This window comes from Streptomyces spiramyceticus (assembly GCF_028807635.1).
GTDB classification, from domain to species: domain Bacteria; phylum Actinomycetota; class Actinomycetes; order Streptomycetales; family Streptomycetaceae; genus Streptomyces; species Streptomyces spiramyceticus.
The window spans coordinates 4,940,661-4,957,270 of the sequence record NZ_JARBAX010000001.1 but is presented as its reverse complement, the minus strand read 5'-3'; the positions used below and the strand labels follow the sequence as shown (position 1 = coordinate 4,957,270).

The following is a 16,610-nucleotide window of genomic DNA, read 5'->3' as shown; positions in this document are numbered from 1 at the left end:
CCGCCATCAAGGCAGGATCAGAATACGATCGTTGAGCCTGATTCAACGAACGGGGGGATCGTGCTGGAACGGGTGGAGATCGAGACTTTCCTGACGCTTGCCGAAGAGCTGCACTTCGGCCGTACCGCCGAGCGCCTGTGCATCACGACTGGGCGGGTCAGCCAGGTGATCAAGAAGCTTGAACGGCGGATCGGCGGCATGCTGTTCGAGCGGACCAGCAGAACGGTTCGACTCACGGCGATCGGGCGGCAGTTGGCCGATGACCTGGTGCCCTTGGTCACCGGGATGGAGGAGGCGCTCCGAAGGGCCACCAATGCATGTCGCGGTGTCACGGGAGAACTGCGGGTCGCCTTCCTCGGCGAGTGGACGGCACCTGCACTCCTGAAGGTGGTGGGTCTGTTCAGCGAGCGCCACCCCGACTGCAGGGTCGATGTACGGGAGGTTCAGCTGTCCAACTCCCGTGCGAGCCTGCTTGACGGCTCGATAGACGTCCTCATTGCTTCGTACCCGTTCGATGGAATGGCCTGTGGGCCAGTACTGCTGACGGAGAAACGAGTGCTCGCCGCTGCGGCCGGGCATCCGCTCGCCGGCGAGGAGTCGGTGTCGCTCGAAGTGCTCGCGGAACACCCCGTGGTGCAGTACCCGGAGGTGACCTCAGCGGGGTTCAAGCGGGATCGCACACCGGACTACACCCCGTCGGGCAGGCCAGTTCCGAAGGGGCCGACCGGAGGATCGTTCTCCGAAATGCTCACGCTGGTTGCGATGGGCAGGGGCGTCCTGCCGGTCGGAGAACATTCCCAGCGTTACTACCCTCGACCGGACGTGGCCTATGTGCCTCTGCACGACGCACAGCCGATCGAACGGGGACCGGTCTGGCTGGAAGGGAACACCACAGAGCGCGTCCGCGAGTTCGTACGGGCTGCGGCGGATATTGCCAAGAAGTTGCCGATTGCATGAGCGTGCTGGCGGAAGTCGCAGAGACTCTCAACCTGCGGGAGCTGGTGAAGGTAGTCGCGTTTGAAGACCTCGTAGAGCCTTTCGGCATCGGCCTGGATGCCGCGGACCCGGCTGGCTTGCTTTGAGAAACGGCTGCACGCGCCGCCGTGTCAGCTTCGCGGCCTCGCCCTGGACGACGTCCTGGACCTGGTCGTGCGCGCGACGGCCGACCGGCACGACGACCCCGGCGGGGGACCCGGCAGGCCGTCTGATGTGATCACCCACTGCTGCGAGGTGTCGTGCTGGGTGCTGCCGTGGGAGAGTGTTCGGGCCGCGATCGTGGTGAAACCGGGGCGGCGATGGTCCGGGTGAACGTCAGTCCCGGTCGTTCTCGCGTGATGCCGGCTGTCCGCTGCGGCGGGACTGTCGGCGGGTGACTCGCCTGGTCATGAGCGTGATCGCGGCCCAGGTGATCAACGATTCCGAGTGTTGGATGAGCCGTTCGTAGTCGCGTGCGTGTCTGCGGGCGTGCATGATCCAGGCGAGCGACCGCTCGACCACCCAGCGGCGGGGCAGGATGACGAACCCGGGTGTGTTCTTCGGCCGGCCAGCAACCCGACCGTGTTTCTGGCCGACGTCACATTCAGCCCGTACGAGTCAAACTGGAAGTACATCAGCGGCTCTCTTGTTGAGTCAGGTAGTTCGAGATCTCACGGCGTCTCGATGAACGGCACCGCGTCTCGGGCGAGCAGACGGCATACGCGCTCCCTGTGTGCCGCAGGGACAACCAGCATGAGCAGCTGCTGAGCCCGTGATGCGCCCACATAGAGCACTCGCCGAGCTTCTGTTCCGTAGCCCTGTTCCCAGTCGTCCAAGACCGTTCGCTGGGTGGTGTCGTCCTTGCGTAGCCGGTCAGACAGCACGAGCGCTACCGCCGGAAACTCCAAGCCCTTGGCTCCGTGGATCGTGGAGAAGGGGAGAACCGCGCTGACCTCGCTCTTCAGCAGCTCTGACCACTTACCCGCGGCCGGCGCTCTGAAGAGGGAGCTGCTCACCGTGAGGTGCGGGGGCCAGTCGAGACCGGTGACCCGTGCTCTCACTGCCGCGCTGAACTGCGCGGCGGTCATCCCGTGCGGGTCAAGGGCCTGGCACAGCCGCATCGTGGCGTCGCGGAGCCAACGTCGTTCGATGCTGTGTTCCTCGCACACGGCCTCCAGCGACTTGTGGTCCAGGCTGCCCCCCACCGCCGCTTCCACCAGGTCACGCTCGACCCGTTCCAGGGCTGCTACCCGCGACTTGCCATCGCTGCTGCTGCGGAGCTTGTAGCCGGCGTCCACAATCGCCGCCACACGGTTGGTGCCAACCGCGTCACTGGCCTTGACCCCCGCCGCCCGCAGCACGTCGGCAGTCCCGTGAGACACAATGATCGTTTCGTCGGCCATCAGGCCGTGCTTCTCGGCTGTCGCCAGCACGTCCGCCGCGATGCTCTGGGTCCTGTTGTAGCTGATGACCTGAACAGGGACCTTACTCTGGGCATAGGGGCCCCGAGCAAGGTCAGGCACTGCACCCACCCGGAGAGCCGAATTCATAGCGCAGATGGCCGGAGAGCTGCGGAAGTTGTCGACCAGTGCCAGCCGGTTCGGCAGCGTGGCGGCGAAGGCTGCCACCCTCTCTGGTACCGCTCGCCGAAACTCGTAGATCGACTGATCTAGATCCCCGACGAGGAGGATGTCTACGCCACAGTCGCGCAGAAACTGCAAAATTGTTAGTTCCTCGTCGCCGCAGTCCTGCGCCTCGTCCACAATCACTTCGGTGAAGCGGTCCGTGATCAACGGCTGGATGAGCGCCCGCGTACGCGGATCAGCAAGCCAGGCGCTGGCCAGGAAACGGGAAGCGTCGCAGCTGACCGTCCCGGCTTGGAGGAGAGCTCGGTAGATACCGCTGGCACGAGTCTCGGCCTCGCCACGGCGGCTGCCCTGCAACAGCCCGATCAGCTGTTGGCCAGCTCGTGTGGGTACCCGGTCGATGCGGAGCGTGGCACGCCCGTCAATGTCGAAGTCGAACCAAGACAGCTCAACATCAGGTATGCGGAGATTGACCGCCAGCCGGAACTTGGACGCCTTGGTGTCCTTCCACGACTGGATCAGTCGTGGGCTGACGTCGTAGATCGCGCGGTACAGCGGTGCCACTAGGAAGCGGTGGATGAAGCTGTCGAAGGTACCAACGAAGTGGGGAGCCTTAGTGGGCTCCTGGTCCCCGCACCGGCGACGCACTTCGTCGATGGCCGCGTTGGTGAAGGAGACCAGGGCAATCCCCTTACGAGGCTCTTGCTCGGTACGCCTCAGGTAGCGGGCTACCACCGCCCTCGTCTTGCCAGCCCCCGGGCAGGCGATGACGAAGGCACTGCCGGACAGGTCTTCAACCAAGTGCTTCTGGTCTTCAGTGAGTTCCAAGGTCGCTCTCCGGCTGGGCAGGAGCGTCGGACAACGCTCGCTCGATGGCCTCCTGCAAGTAGCTTGGGGCCTCGAACTGAGCGCCGTCCTCCAGAGCGATCGCCACGTCATGAGCGAACTCGCCCTTGCCGATGAACTTCTTGTTCTTGCGCAGCTTCTTGTAGAAGGCGAACGCTGGCTCCTCGGCCGCCATGATCGTGTTCCAGTGCTTGACTGACCGCGGATGCTGACTCAGGTAGGCCGTTCTCAGCAGTGCCTCATTGCCTGCCGGCTTCAGCAGATCGGCTTCCAGCGTGTACTGGGCTTCGGCGATCACCAACCGGTCGGCCGCTCCGAGCTCTTCCGCCGTGGCCTCTAGGTCAACCCGGCGATTCGAGACCGAGGTGTCTTCGTCGGCGTCATCGTCTTCGTCGTCCGGATCGCTCGCATCGTCTTGGGACGTCTCACCGTCAGCCGGGCGGCCGACGGCATCCGCCTCACTGTCCTGGGTGTCTTCGGCCTCCTTCGGGAGCTCCGGGTCAGCATCGGTAATGACGACGAGCTGATCGAGCAGCCGGCAGCCGTTGACCTCGCCCAAGAGCAGCTTGATGTAGGGCGTGAAGTCGACGCTGCCAACGTTGACGATTGAGACCGCCTGGAAGGCTCGGCGCTTCCGCTGCGCTTCCTTGTCATCGCCCTTGTACAGGCCGTGCTTCGCGATCACTGGCAACAGCACGGCTTCGGCGATGCCCTCGACAAGCACCACCTTGCGAGCGAAGAGGATGCCTGCCCTGGTCGCGTCCAGATACTGGTTGATCTTGCGACGGCTGTGTTCATCGAGGGGGAGACGCCCTAGCGGGATCGGCTGAGTGATGTTGCGCTTGAGGGAATCCGTCTGGCCTTCGACCGTCACCTCGTCGACGGCCACGCGGCTTCGCAGGGCGACCACCTTCTCGATGCCGACGGCGCTGGCCAAGTGAGCGGAATGAGTGGTGGCCACGACCTGGATGCGGCCGGCTCGCACCTGACTGTCGTCTCGGGCTGAGGTGCGGGCCTGTTCTTGGAGATAGTCAAGCAGCACAGCTTGGAGCTGGGGATGGAGATGTGCCTCCGGTTCCTCGACCAGGAAGAGCGTCAGCTCCGACTCCTTGGCTTTCGACAGCTCCAGGATGACAGTGGCGATGTACAGCAGGTTCGCATACCCAAGCCCCGAATCCGCCAGGTCGGCCGGATCGATGCCATGCTCCGCCATCTTCACGCGGAGGGAGCGGGTCAGCCGGCTGAGTTCGTAGTCTTGGAAGGTCACATTGACGTGCTGGCCGCGGACGGCCTGCGTCAGACCGGTGAGGTGCGCTTGGATGGCGCTGGACGTCTTGGCCAGGACGGGATCGTCGTGCAGTTCGCTGAACGCCTTGTTGGCCTTGCCGAGGAAGTCGGCTTGTTCGTCCTCGTCCGTGAGCTGCTGGATCACCCGCATGAGACGGTTGCCGTCGGCGGACCCCAGCTCTCGTTGCGCGTCCCGGAGGGGTGCCAGATAGACGTGTGTGATCTGCTCACGCTTCTCAGGCTCCGCGTCCAGCCCCTTCGTGAGTCCCGCCGTGTAAACAGGCCGAGGCCGACGCATCTCTATACCGCGCGGTCGGTAGCTTGCGGAGTAGTACGCGCGCTTCGTGTTCACATCAAGCGCGGCGATGTACTGCGATTGTTGGATCGAGGTCAGGCCATCCAGCTCCAGCCCGAACTCAACGTCCAGGTGCTCCCGCCCGTGCGCCCGGTCGGTTTCATCGAACCAGCGTGTACTGCGTGGGTTCAGCGCTGTCGTAGCGAGGCGCAGCGCCTCAATAATGTTGGATTTACCGGAGTTGTTTTCTCCGACCAGCAGCGTGATGTCAGGCTGTAGCTCGACAGTCAAATCACGGCATGAACGAAAGTTCTTCACGGTGAGACTGCGTACGAACATGCCCGCGTTGTCTGACAAAGCGCCTCCACCGGGTCACCACCCGTTAGCCATGTTCACCATTATACGCAATTCGGAACATCCTGTATCGGCGGTCCGCTTCCCAGACAATTAGCCCCGTCCATCAAGGCAGCGCCGTGATCACATGATGTCTGTACAGGGTACAAAGACCAACGTCATACCGGCGCTACCTTTCGACAAGATGACATAAGTTACGCGACGGTAGCTACCAGGGCGCGCGTCCGGCAGGCGGGATCGACGAAGGTCTCATCGACCGAAGTGGGCCGCCCGGAGCGTGAGGTGCTCCCCGCCACGCTGTCAGCGCTGTCTTGCGGTAAAACAACAGAGCCCCGGCGGTCATGACACCGTCCGGGGCTCTGGATCACGGAGTTCTAGTGCATGCGAGATCAGGCGGGGAACTGATCCGCAACCAGCTAGCTGACTCCCAAAAGCGACGAAGCATTGGCGCCTTCAACAGATACGGGCTATTGACAATCTGCCATGAAGGTAGTTCGAATAGTGTCTCGGAGTCTCAGCCAAGTAGGATTCAGAGTCTCAGAACAGGCTCTTTTTTCTTTTGCAGAGCCATAATCGGGCGGTTCGATTTTGCCATTTGAGGGCACTTTCAAGCTCACGACTTCGCGTAGCGCCCAGCGGGCGCGCTCATTGTAGGTACCTTCGAGTCGCTCTCCATCGAGTAAGAGCTCATCGAAAAACTCGCCAATCAGCTTCCGCTTGTGCGAGATATCACGTGATCCCTGATACTCAAGCGCTACGTTTTGAGCCAAGGTGAGGAAGTTCAACCCGGCCTCAAGGTATGACGTGTCATTCGATTCGAGCTGGGCTCTACGCCGTCTGATCTCTGCTCGTTCGACGTTTAGCTTGGCGGCTCGCGCGTCGTAGAGTTCCACACCGATACGACCTTCGAGTCGGTCATCATAAAGAGTTGCCCGCTGGGTCTCCAGCTGGGTCTCCCGGTCACTCAGCTGCCGTAGAGCCGCTTGAATACCGGCGAACTCGCTTTCCATAACACTCTCCAATCCCTCCCGCAACCAGCTGACGAGCCGCGGACTGGGAGATTTGAGCGCTTGAAAATGAGATACGACCAGCGCCTCCATGGTCTCTTCTCGCACAAATCGACTACGACCACATGAGCGCACCTTGGGGCACTTGCCGTACCAGTGACCTTTTTGGGTCTCCCAGATAAGTCGCCGCCTGCACGTGGCACAGATAACCAGTCCCTGGAACAAAGGTCGGTGTTTGCGGAACCGATGCCCGTCCTTGCGGGGCCTGGTGGTGGCTCGCACCGCCCGTTCAAAGAGGTCATTGGAGATGAGCGGCTCGTGACTGCCCGCGTACGACAGGCCCTTCCAGCGGATCAGGCCCACGTAATATGGGTTTCGTAATATCCGGTGGACCATGCTGCGGCTCAGCGGTTTGCCTTGCTCGTTGAGTAGGCCAGCTTGCGCCATCTCTTCTGTCAGCGACGTCAACGTATGCTGTCCCGTGGCAGCCAGTTTGAACAGTCTCACCACGAGCCCTGCGGTAGCTGGAACTATGCGCTGCACTTTCTTGCCGTCAAGACCGACGTTTTCGTATCCAGGTGGTGGCACGCCGGGAAGCCAGCCGCGACGTAGCTTCTCAAGTTGGCCTTTACGGACCTCCTCGCTCAGATTGTCGGTGTAGTTTTTCGCTACCACGACGTGCATACCCCAAACAAACTTGTCCTGCGAAGATGAGCTTTTATGCAGTACTAGTGAGTTCTTGGGGAGATGCAGGCGTCGGGTCTCATCGGCGGCCAACCAGTCTTCGACCATGACGGTGTCTTTGAAGTTACGCAGCAGGCGGTCAACCTTTTCGCAAACGAAGTGCACGATCTTACGTCTGTTGAGATACTTCATCGTCTCGTTGAACGTGTTCCGCTGATCGGCTTTCGATGCACTTTCCGAAATATAGAAGACCTTATCGACTGCTAGTCCGGCCCGTCCACAGTAGTCGCGCTGGTAACGCTCCTGGGCTTCCAGTGAGTAGCCCTCTTGCTCCTGCTCTTTGCTTGACACCCTGACGAGGATGACAGCTAATGGTAATTTGTCATTGTTACTCGTAGAACCTCCTTCTCCGACTTGCAGTCGGATGGGTTAATTGGTTCCCCGCATGATCATTATGCGCCATTTTCACAGCTGCTCCAAGGGTTGTCCTTCGTTAGTGATGGCGGGCTCGCGCTCAGCGACTCGACGTTGGGCGGCTAGCTTAATCAGGGTCGTATAGAACCCTGTCAGCCAGTCAGCAATCTCCGACACTTCTGTTGGGTCGTACTCTCGACCGTATTCAGTGCGAATGATGTCCTGAAGTTCGTCCAGGCGCTGAGCGTGAGTCCGGGGGTTTTTAGACATGCGTAGACCTCCTTTGCGTATATAGATGAGAGAACCCGGATCGGCAGAAGCCGATCCGGGCGTAGTAGGGGTTATCAGATGCTCGTCAGACCCGCACCACCTCCCGTACCAACTTCAGCGCCTGAGCCTTCAGCGGCTCGGGCCGGATGAGCGTGCGGTTGAGTTTGGTCTCCCAGGTGCGGGAGCGGCGGACGTGATCCAGGTACTCGCCTGCGGCCTGTACGAGCCCGTAGGCCGTGTGTGAGACCGAAACCGACGTTGGGGACGCCAGAATGTCTCGGATGGCCTTTCGCGCCTCCTCAACGTTTCTGGCGACGCGGTCAGTCACCAGTCCATCCGGCGGCATGGGAATGAACTCGGCTATGAACAGCTCACGTTGCCGGGTAGAGATGGGCAGCGCCAGCAGTTCACGGGCCAGCTCCTCGTAGGCCCGCATCTCAGCGCGAGCGCCGGTGACGGCCTGGCGGGCTTCTTCCAGGCGGTTGCGCCAGCCCCGCTTGTGGATGAACGAGAAGGTCGTACCGGTGCGGTCGCCTTCCAGCTCGGCGGCGCGGAAGGTGTTGCCGCAGACGATGCGAACGGCGGTGGCCCGCAGGGTGCAGCCACCGGGTTGGCCGTGCCGGTTGGTGATGGCCAGGTACGGCAAGGTGACGGTGTCGTCGCCGGGCAGCTGGATTGGTTCGTCCAGCAGGGCCAGGCACCAGACCGAGCGGCCTTGGTCCAAAACGCCAGCGGTTTCCCACTGGACGTTGGGCTGGGCCAGGACGGCTTCCACCAGCTCGCCCATCTCGCCGTGATCGATAACGGCGTACGTTTCCCGGTTGATCCACAGCGTGGCGCTGGTGTCGGACCGAGCGATGCGCTGCCAACCCTCAATGGGGGCGTACAGCGGTTGGCCGGCCTCGTCGACGCCACTCAGCTCGTAGACGGGCTCAGTAATGGGGTCCCAGGTCAGGCCAGCCAGGCGGCGAGCCTCGTCCCAGGTAGTCGGGTGCTGGTCGAGGACCAACCCCTCGCGGTGCCAGGGCATTTCCCTGACGGAGAACATCGATTCCACATTGGCGGGCATGGAGGCGCCCCTTCCAGGTGGTGGTGGACATGGGAAGGGAGCACCCGGCGCTGGATTGCGCCGGGGGCCCGTTGGTACGTGGGTGGTTGGTAAAGGTGCTGTCAGGCGGCGGCCGGGCCGCGGTAGTGCTGGTCGCCCGGCTGGTCGGTCTCGGCGTGAGCGCCGATCCAGTCGTCGCCGTACTCCGGGGCACCGCCACAGACTCTGAGGACGGTGGCCAGCAGTTCCACCTCAATGCAGGTGAGCCGACTGGCCAGGTCACGCACGAGGATGTCGTCGGTCCAGGCCGCGGCGAAGGCCTCGGCCAGTCCGTCGGGAATCCACGTCATGGCCGCGCTCCTTAGAGCTCCTCGACCTCGACGGCGACGTCGTACTGGATGGTGTAGTCATCCACATCGTCCAGGGCCGACAGGTCGGGTGTCAGGTGCAGCTCGGCGTCCTGCTGGGCAGCGATTTCGTTGGTCCGGTCAGCCTCGTAGCTGCCGGTGATGGTGTAGATCACCTTGACCCGCGCGCAGTACGGCGTGAGGTCGAACCGGCTGAGGAAGCTGTCCAGACCGTCCCGGCAGATGCTGCCGTCTTCATGGGCCTCGATGGCGTACTCCCGGATGTCCGCCAGTTGGGAAGCATGGACGTCACGCTGTTCGGCGTGCTGCTCCAGCGCCACCCGGCGGCAGATGGTCAGGGCTTCGGTGGCCGTCCGCATGGCGTCCAGCTGCTGATCGCGGTCCGGCACCGGCTGGATCTCCAGTACCCGGGTGCCAATGGCGGTGAAGCCACCGGCGTAGAACACCTCCAGCAGGTCGGTGTCGACCAGGCGGAGAATGACGCCAATGCCATCACCCATGCCCACCACGGCGGGCAGGTGGGTGGCCAGGTCCTGCGGCGGCATGGTCCGCAGCACCTCAGTGGTCAGCTCCATGGCTGACTCCCTTCAAAGAACAAGCGCTCAATTTCGGTGTGAGGCTTAAGCGCTCAGTCGCCCCGGGCAGACGCCCGCCCGACCAGCCGGTCGCCCAAATCCGGCTGGTCAGGTGGGCGTCCGCCATGACCGAAGTCAGAGCTTGGTGCCGCAGACGAAGCAGGACTCACCGGGGATCAGGTCGGGCGCGTAAATCGGCTTAGGGAAGTCCTCGGAGCTGAAATCGTCCGCGTGACGGTCGATGCGCCAGCGCTGAGCCATGTCGTTGAGGACGTCTTCGGTGCTGCGATCCGGGTCGCCCACCAGCTCAAACGGGGTCAGCACGTCTTTGGTGCATTGGGGGCAAACGGTCTGGTCAAGGTATTGATAGGCAGCAATGTCGGTGGCGTTGGTTGGCAATGCGGTCTCCTTTCTTGTTGAGGTCACGGGTGGGACTGAACGGCGAGGGAGCCCGCCGTGCGACTCACGTCGGAGTACGCAGCGCCGCCAGCGCGTCGGACTGCCTCGCCACCTGGAACAGACCGCGGGCGCTGGCTGGTTGGGCGGCAATGACGCCACCCAGGCGACGGGCTCGGTGCTCGTCGGGAACGACGAACAGGACTCCCGGGAAGACGGCGTGCTGGGCCTGCTCCAGACCGGAGAGCTCGTAGGCGCGGTACGCCCGGCACTTCTGAGCGATGGGCAACAGCCCCTCGCTCCCCCGGTCGATTTCAACGAACCAGGACAGCTCCAGACCGTCGTGCAGGAGCCGCACCAACACATCGGGATAGATGAAGCGCTGGCGCAGGCTCGCGTCACGAAAGGTTCGCTTGGCCTCCCCCTCGACCAGGAACTCCCGGATGATGGGGCCGCCCGCCCGAGCGTCGACGGCCAGGCAGACGTAGAGGTCAGTAATGGCTAGCCAGTGGTCAATCCGGGCCGGAGTCGGCTGCCAGGCTTTGCGCTGACCGCGGTGCGGCTCGCGGCCCACCAGGCGCAGGCCAGCGCTGGTCGGTCCGTGGACAAAGCCGGAGGCGCCCCGGCGGCGGTGCTCCTGGGACACGTTGTCGAAGCGGTGCACCAAACCGAACCGAGTCAGACGCTGCAAGTGACGTTGCGCGAGACGCTGAGCGGTGACGGGCACGTGGTCGGCGAAGACCACCTGAGCGATGTGGTTGGTGGTGGCTACCTTGATGGTCCCGAGCACTTCCAGGACGGTGCGTTCGCGCGGGGTGAGACTGGCTTCGATCCGCTGTAAGCGGCTGAGAACTAAGGGCTGATGAGCAGCAGGAGCTATGGCGGACCTCCGTTCTTAGTAAATGGGGTGGGGATAAACGCATACTTTTCATACGCATGATTTGGGGTTTGCCAGATACAACCGGCGTCGAAGTGGTGACGAGTCGCGACAGGTTTCGCGACACCGCTCCTACAGCCCTGGCTTCGACACCCGTGCGTCGGTCGTGGCCCAGGACAGGCCGCGACGAGAGGCGATTTCCTGCTCCACCTCAGTCAGGGTGCGGCCGTACGACGAGCGCGAGGCGGCCCGAGCAACCGGGCCGGAGCCGGTGGTCGGTGGCGGCGGGCTGGTGGCAATCGTGACCGGTGGACTGACGTTGCCAGCCGTGGCCACAACCGCGATGGCCGTACGCGGCTCCAGCGTCAGCAGGTCATCCGGTTTGACCAGTGGCCCGAAGGCCCGGGCCAAGGTGACCGCGTCATCGCTGGTGGGCTGCAAGGCGACCTTGGTGCGGGCTTCGCTCAAGAGCGCTGCGCGCAACCGGGGCGGCGCTTGGGCCAGGTGCTGCAAGGCGGCCACCACTTCCAGCCCGTGGCCGCGCGCCCGAGCCAGCATGTCGGCCAGGTCAGCGCCGGAGCGTAGGAAGCGAGCGGCTTCGTCGATGTAGAGGGTGACGGGTCGCCGCTGCTGGCGGACGGTGGCGGCGCGGCGCTGGACGGCGTTCCAGACCAGGCGAACGAGCATCCCGCCCACCAGGTCAACGGCGTACGAGCCAGCCAGGCCGGACGGCAGCGCCACCAGCAGGATCTGCCCCTGGTCAACGACCTGTTGCATGGTCCAGCTCGGGTGAGCTTGACCCAACATGGCGCGCAGTCGGCGACGGTCGGTCAGGGGCGAGACTTTGTTGAGCACGGCCGAGACGGCTTGCTCCCGTTCGCCTTCGCTCCAGTCGTCGAAGCGAGAGAAGAAAGCTCCCACGGTCGGGGCGAAGGTTGGGTCGAGACGGGCCAGCAAGGCAGCTCGGAAGGGTTCGTCCAAGAGGACGGCCGGCAGTTCCACCAGCGTCATGCCGGGACTGGCGGCCAGTAAGACGAGGGCGGCGCGCAGGACTTCCTCCAGCCGTGGGCCCCAACTGTCAGCGTTGGCCCGGATCAGCTCCAGCATCTGGTCGGCGACCAGCTCGGCGTCTGCCGGCGCGCAGTCCAGCGGATTGACCCCGACAGGAGTCGGGTCGGCCAGGTCGATGTAAATCAGGTCGCCGGCGCGGTGTGGGGGGATGCGGTCAGCCGCCTCACGAGCAAGGTCACCACCAGGGTCGATCAGGATGACGCCGCGGCCAGCTTGAAGGTCCTGGGTGATCTCACCTAGCAGCAACGTGCTTTTGCCGGAGCCTGTCGGGCCGGTTACTAACTGGTGCAGGGCGTCCGTGGGCGTCACTGCGACTGGGCGCTCCAGACCGGGGTAGGTCGCGATACCCAGGACACGTCCGGTGGTGGGCACCTCCGGCGTCGGCGGAAAGACCGGACCGCCTTTGAGACTCAGGCCGGGGACGGTCGGACCAGCCAACGGCCAGGCCAGCAGCGTGGCCGCCTCCTCGGCGTTGACGTAGACGGGGGCGACGGTCATACCGGTGGCGGCTCGGGCCAGCCAGTAAGCCGCGCGACGAGGTAACCAGCGGGGCACCAGGGCCGCGCCGTCCCGGTCGAGCTGGTGGAGCGTGGCCATGAGCCGACCCACGAGGAAATGGGCGCGGGGTCGGTCGGCGGCGCTAGCCCCAACCCGACCCACCACAGCCACCCACGGCTCGGCCACTTTGGCGCGGAACTCGGCCAAGGCTTGCCGGTCCGTCATGGGCGGCGGAGCGGCCGTCAGGAGTTGCCCCAGCCGATGCAGCCAAGGCGGTAAGACCTGGGATCGGTGAGGGCGGGAACTAACGGCCCGAGGCGTCCGGACGGGATAGACCACCAGCTGGTACAGCAGTGTCTCCTCCGCACCGAGCGGCTGGAGCGTACTGAGCAGGGCCACCGCGAAACCGGCGGACGTGTCGGTCCGTAACGGTCGGGCCGTCGTGGTCAGGCGGATACGGCGAAGCCAGGTGGCCGGTGGCAGAACTGGATTGGGGACGGGCGTGGTGCGCAGGTTGGGCACGATGCCGCGCAGCTGCCGGAGCAGCACGTCGGCTTGGGCTTGAGGCACTCGTAATCGGTGCTCGATCACGCCGGGACGACCGACCCACTCGAAAACCACGCTGTCGCGGCCGAACAGCCATCCTCGCGACGGACGAAGCCGTGAGAGGACGTACATGAAGGCCTTGGCCTGCCCAGAAGACAGATCACGTGGAAAGTCGAGTCGGTACGTCAAACGTCCGGTGTCTCGGTGCAGCTGATCGCGATAGCGGAGAAGAAGGATGATTCCAATGGTGGCGCTAAGGAGCGCGGCGCTTGCGACAAGCGAAGTTGTGTCACCCACAGGCGGCCTCCAGTTTGGTTAATGGAGGGCGCGAACGAGGGACCTTACGGACCGAGAATCCGGACATAAATGCAGCCGCTAGAGCGACGGGCGACTGCGTTACCTACCGCGCGGCCAGGATGGCGGCAGCGGGAGGCGGGCTTGCAAAAAAGCTTGGGCAAGCAAAGATTGCCTATCTCTTATAGCACACCATGATCAAAAAGTCAATACCTTTGTGGATCGGCCAAGCGTTTATCCGCCTTTCAGTGACCGGCAGAGCCAAGCCATTCGAGGGGGCCGTCCAGATACGAATTTTCCGCTCAGGCCGTCCGAAATGGCGACCCTCCTGTCAAGGGCCTTGCTTGGGCGGGGCCGGTGGTCCGACCCATTCGTGGAGTCCTCCGTTAGTTGGTGTGGTGCGTTAGCGAGTGACGAGAATGATGGCCGCTACTCCGGCCCAGATGACCAGTGGACCGAAGTGGTTTATCAGTCCCCGAAGCCACCTGTTGCGGGCCTTACGCCGACTGTCCCGTTGTCGCAGCTTCCAGACGGGTTGGCTGTCCTGTACGCACCGGTCTTGCACCTTGCGAAATCGCACCAGATCGGTGGTCGGAGCCGGGCGTTTGTGCCACAAATTCGAGACCGGTTTACTTTGCCGTAGGAGCAGGACTTGCAACCTGCCAAACCGCGCTACGTCGGTGATCTCAGTAATCTCGCCTGTTTCCCTATTCACATATCGGGCCATGTCTGGTCCTCCCGCTAACTACGAGACCGATACGAGCCAGTAGGAGCTGCCGTCCAAGGTGGAGCGCCCGCACCCGACAGCCGATGATGAGCGGAGGGGAGGACGAACGACCTTGATGGCAAGGCGACGACTGGCTGACGATCGGCGAGTAGTTAGCGGGAGGACCGAAGGTTGTCCGCGGCAGAATGGGGCGTCTGAGCAGGTCAGGCCACCATTGGCCGTGTTCGACGCGTAGCCCGAGGCGTAGGCCGACGCGTAGAGGCCAGCGCCTCTTCGGGGACCTCTCCGGATGTGCTGCCAGCACGTGCAACGCGGTCATGGGGCTTCGCCGTCAAGACGGTTCCGCTCACTGACGACCACAGCGGCGACGGGAAAAGCACCGGCGGCTGGAGCAATGGTCAGCGGGCCTTCTTCCATTCCCTGACCAACGCGCCGATGACGTCCTTCTGATCAATTGGCACCCCGGCGATCTGAGCCCTCAACAGCCCCTCACACGCCTTGATGTAGGCAGTGCCCATCGCGTACGTTGTCGAACCGGCAATACTGGCGTTTACGGCACCCCCAACGAGAGGGAAGACGACTTTCAGCAAGCTAGCTGCCGACCTGGCTGCCGTTCCCGCTCCGATAACGGCCGCACAGGCCGCAGCCAAAGACTTGGGCTCCACCGTAAACCCCATCACCGTCGTGATCTGGGCGAACATCCTCACCTGGAGCGCGCTCAGCGGGGCGATGTCGTAGAACGGGATGGGCACGGCAGCGATGGCAGCCGCCTTTAACGCGGCTACCGCTACGATGCTATTCGCTTCCGTTACCTTCAGATCAAGGTTTACTCGCTGCCGGCTGGCGAGGGTGCGTTTTTGCGCCTCCGGCAGCACCAGAGCTAGAGCGCTAATTAGCTCACCAAGGCCAAACGGCTTGACCAAAATGCTCTGACCAGCGATCTTAACCATCATTTCCTCAGCCAGCACCGGGAAGGGCTGTCCCCCCAGGATAGGGAGCCGTAGAGAATCAATGTGCGCCCGAAGCTCCGTGACCTCTTTCGCCTCCTTGTCGAGACACTGAGTCAAGACGAAGGCCGTGTGAACTTCCGCCGCTAGAGACCTGATCAGGTCAGCCTCGAAAGGCTCGACCCTCTTACTGGCGGCTAGACTGCAAAAAAGAGCGAAATGGATCTCAGATCCTTCGGCTGTTACTTGTGTCTTGATCTGGCCCAGGAAGTAGTCAGCCACTTCTGTCGCGCTCTTTCCCAATTCAAAACCAGGCGTGTCATACACCGTTACCGGCACATTAGGCCGACGGTATCGCTTGATCTCCTTGGTTACGGGCGCTCCGGTGCCGACCGGGGCAATAGACTGGCCGAAGATGGCGTTAACCAGGGTACTTTTCCCTACTCCCGGTCGGCCCGCCAGCATGATGTTGAGCATGGCTTCTTCTTGCTGCGCCTGGAGGAGCCCCTCCTGAAAGACGGCTGCGATGTCGAAATCTTGGTTGGGCGCTTCAGTGTTCATGGTGAGTCCCTCCCTGGGCGGATTTGGGGTGGTATCACTTCGCTCTGGTCTGTGTTTGGTGCTGCTCGTAGGCCAGGTATGGCGACGAAGCGACGTGTGCAGCAGTGATTGCAGGGCGCGGTATAGAGGGGTCGGCTGAGCTACGTGGCCAGAACGCCGAAGAGCACCACGAGGCCGAGGCCGAGGCCGAAGAAGGCCATCTGGGTAGCGGCTGGCAACCGGATGTTCGTCGAGTAGATCGATCTCGTGTCGTCGCCCTCGCTGACCGTGCCGGCCAGAGCCAGCAGCGTGCCCACTCCGGCCAGAACCGAAATGGCGTGCGCCAGCCAGGCCAGCTTGAGCCACAAAAGGTCCGCCGCCGCCGCGTCACCGGCGATGTCCTTCGCGAAGCTGATCGTGATGGTGACCACGACGGTCGTCAGTGTGAGGACGTGCTTACTTGTCTCCGATGCCGCGGCCAGGGCCAGCTTCCGCCGCTCTTCCCCTGCTTCCTCTGACGCCGCCATATCGGTCTTCCTCGCCTTAGCAGAACGGCCACAGTGGGCAGGTGCGGTCCTTGATCGTGACGAACACGGCCAAGGTGACTGCGGCAAGACTTCTGCCACGCGTCTCGCTGGCCAGCTCGCCCGTGAAGCGTTCAAGTCGTCCTGTCGCTACGGGTAGTCGGGCTTCGGCGTCTTCATGCGCCATCAGCTCGTCGAAGCCCGTGAGGATGAATTGGTGGTAGGTCGGCCGAGCCTCGTCGGCGATCGGGACACCATCGAGCCCGCGTGTCGCCGCGTCAGAAAATTCCCGAGCCACCCTGTCTCTCAGATGCCCTGTCGCGCGCCGATTGTCGGGTCGGCGTCCGGGGCTCTGATTGTTCCCAGAGGCTTGCCGACGGTTGTGGTCGCTCATTGGCTTTCGTTCCCCCCGGTTACTTCCTTACCCCAGCAGCCAAGGGGCGGCGACACGCGGTGTCTCGCCCAGCTACTGGCCGGGGAC

General features: G+C 63.2%; 15 protein-coding genes and 1 pseudogene. 2 read left to right on the top strand and 14 right to left on the bottom strand.

What is annotated here, in order from left to right:
* The first annotated feature begins 60 nt into the window (after positions 1–60).
* Together PXH83_RS22855 and PXH83_RS22850 are read left to right on the top strand one after the other, a co-directional pair.
* Positions 61–957, top strand: a complete 897-nt coding sequence (locus PXH83_RS22855) for a LysR family transcriptional regulator (protein ID WP_274562404.1) — start codon at positions 61–63, stop codon at positions 955–957.
* On the top strand, positions 954–1,082 hold the full coding sequence (locus tag PXH83_RS22850) for a hypothetical protein (RefSeq protein ID WP_274562403.1): 129 nt from the start codon (positions 954–956) through the stop codon (positions 1,080–1,082). The genes PXH83_RS22855 and PXH83_RS22850 overlap by 4 nt, the downstream gene beginning before the upstream one ends.
* Before the next feature lie 283 nt (positions 1,083–1,365).
* Here PXH83_RS22850 and PXH83_RS22845 read toward each other — a convergent pair.
* The 14 genes and pseudogenes from PXH83_RS22845 to PXH83_RS22780 all read right to left on the bottom strand — a co-directional run.
* Positions 1,366–1,557 (bottom strand): annotated as a pseudogene (locus tag PXH83_RS22845) (IS5-like element IS4811 family transposase); the annotation flags it as partial.
* An 89-nt stretch (positions 1,558–1,646) separates the two neighbouring features.
* A complete protein-coding gene (locus PXH83_RS22840; protein WP_274562401.1) occupies positions 1,647–3,389 on the bottom strand; it encodes a UvrD-helicase domain-containing protein in 1,743 nt (580 codons plus the stop codon).
* Positions 3,376–5,328, bottom strand: a complete 1,953-nt coding sequence (locus PXH83_RS22835) for an ATP-dependent nuclease (protein WP_274562400.1) — start codon at positions 5,326–5,328, stop codon at positions 3,376–3,378. The genes PXH83_RS22840 and PXH83_RS22835 overlap by 14 nt, the downstream gene beginning before the upstream one ends.
* 482 nt (positions 5,329–5,810) lie before the next feature.
* Positions 5,811–7,397, bottom strand: a complete 1,587-nt coding sequence (locus PXH83_RS22830) for a recombinase family protein (protein WP_274562974.1) — start codon at positions 7,395–7,397, stop codon at positions 5,811–5,813.
* 102 nt (positions 7,398–7,499) lie between these two features.
* Positions 7,500–7,718 carry a hypothetical protein gene (locus PXH83_RS22825; RefSeq protein WP_274562399.1) on the bottom strand — a complete coding sequence of 73 codons (219 nt, stop codon included), beginning with the start codon at positions 7,716–7,718 and terminating at the stop codon, positions 7,500–7,502.
* Between the two features lie 85 nt (positions 7,719–7,803).
* Positions 7,804–8,787, bottom strand: coding sequence for a DUF932 domain-containing protein (locus PXH83_RS22820; RefSeq protein WP_274562397.1), 984 nt, complete (start codon positions 8,785–8,787; stop codon positions 7,804–7,806).
* Positions 8,788–8,888: 101 nt separating this feature from the next.
* Positions 8,889–9,116, bottom strand: a complete 228-nt coding sequence (locus PXH83_RS22815) for a hypothetical protein (protein ID WP_274562395.1) — start codon at positions 9,114–9,116, stop codon at positions 8,889–8,891.
* Positions 9,117–9,127: 11 nt separating this feature from the next.
* Positions 9,128–9,709 carry a hypothetical protein gene (locus PXH83_RS22810; RefSeq protein ID WP_274562393.1) on the bottom strand — a complete coding sequence of 194 codons (582 nt, stop codon included), beginning with the start codon at positions 9,707–9,709 and terminating at the stop codon, positions 9,128–9,130.
* Positions 9,710–9,844: 135 nt separating this feature from the next.
* On the bottom strand, positions 9,845–10,108 hold the full coding sequence (locus tag PXH83_RS22805; RefSeq protein WP_274562391.1) for a hypothetical protein: 264 nt from the start codon (positions 10,106–10,108) through the stop codon (positions 9,845–9,847).
* A gap of 64 nt (positions 10,109–10,172) precedes the next feature.
* Entirely contained in the window at positions 10,173–10,895 is a 723-nt protein-coding gene (locus tag PXH83_RS22800; RefSeq protein ID WP_274562389.1) for a replication-relaxation family protein, read from the bottom strand.
* 219 nt (positions 10,896–11,114) lie between these two features.
* Complete coding sequence (locus PXH83_RS22795; protein WP_274562387.1) at positions 11,115–13,394, bottom strand: TraM recognition domain-containing protein; 2,280 nt, start codon at positions 13,392–13,394, stop codon at positions 11,115–11,117.
* 1,122 nt (positions 13,395–14,516) lie between these two features.
* Complete coding sequence (locus tag PXH83_RS22790; protein ID WP_274562386.1) at positions 14,517–15,626, bottom strand: GTPase; 1,110 nt, start codon at positions 15,624–15,626, stop codon at positions 14,517–14,519.
* 140 nt (positions 15,627–15,766) lie between these two features.
* Positions 15,767–16,132 carry a hypothetical protein gene (locus PXH83_RS22785; protein ID WP_274562385.1) on the bottom strand — a complete coding sequence of 122 codons (366 nt, stop codon included), beginning with the start codon at positions 16,130–16,132 and terminating at the stop codon, positions 15,767–15,769.
* Positions 16,133–16,148: 16 nt separating this feature from the next.
* Positions 16,149–16,523: a hypothetical protein gene (locus tag PXH83_RS22780; RefSeq protein ID WP_274562384.1), complete on the bottom strand. Its 375-nt coding sequence runs from the start codon at positions 16,521–16,523 to the stop codon at positions 16,149–16,151.
* Between the last annotated feature and the right edge of the window lie 87 nt (positions 16,524–16,610).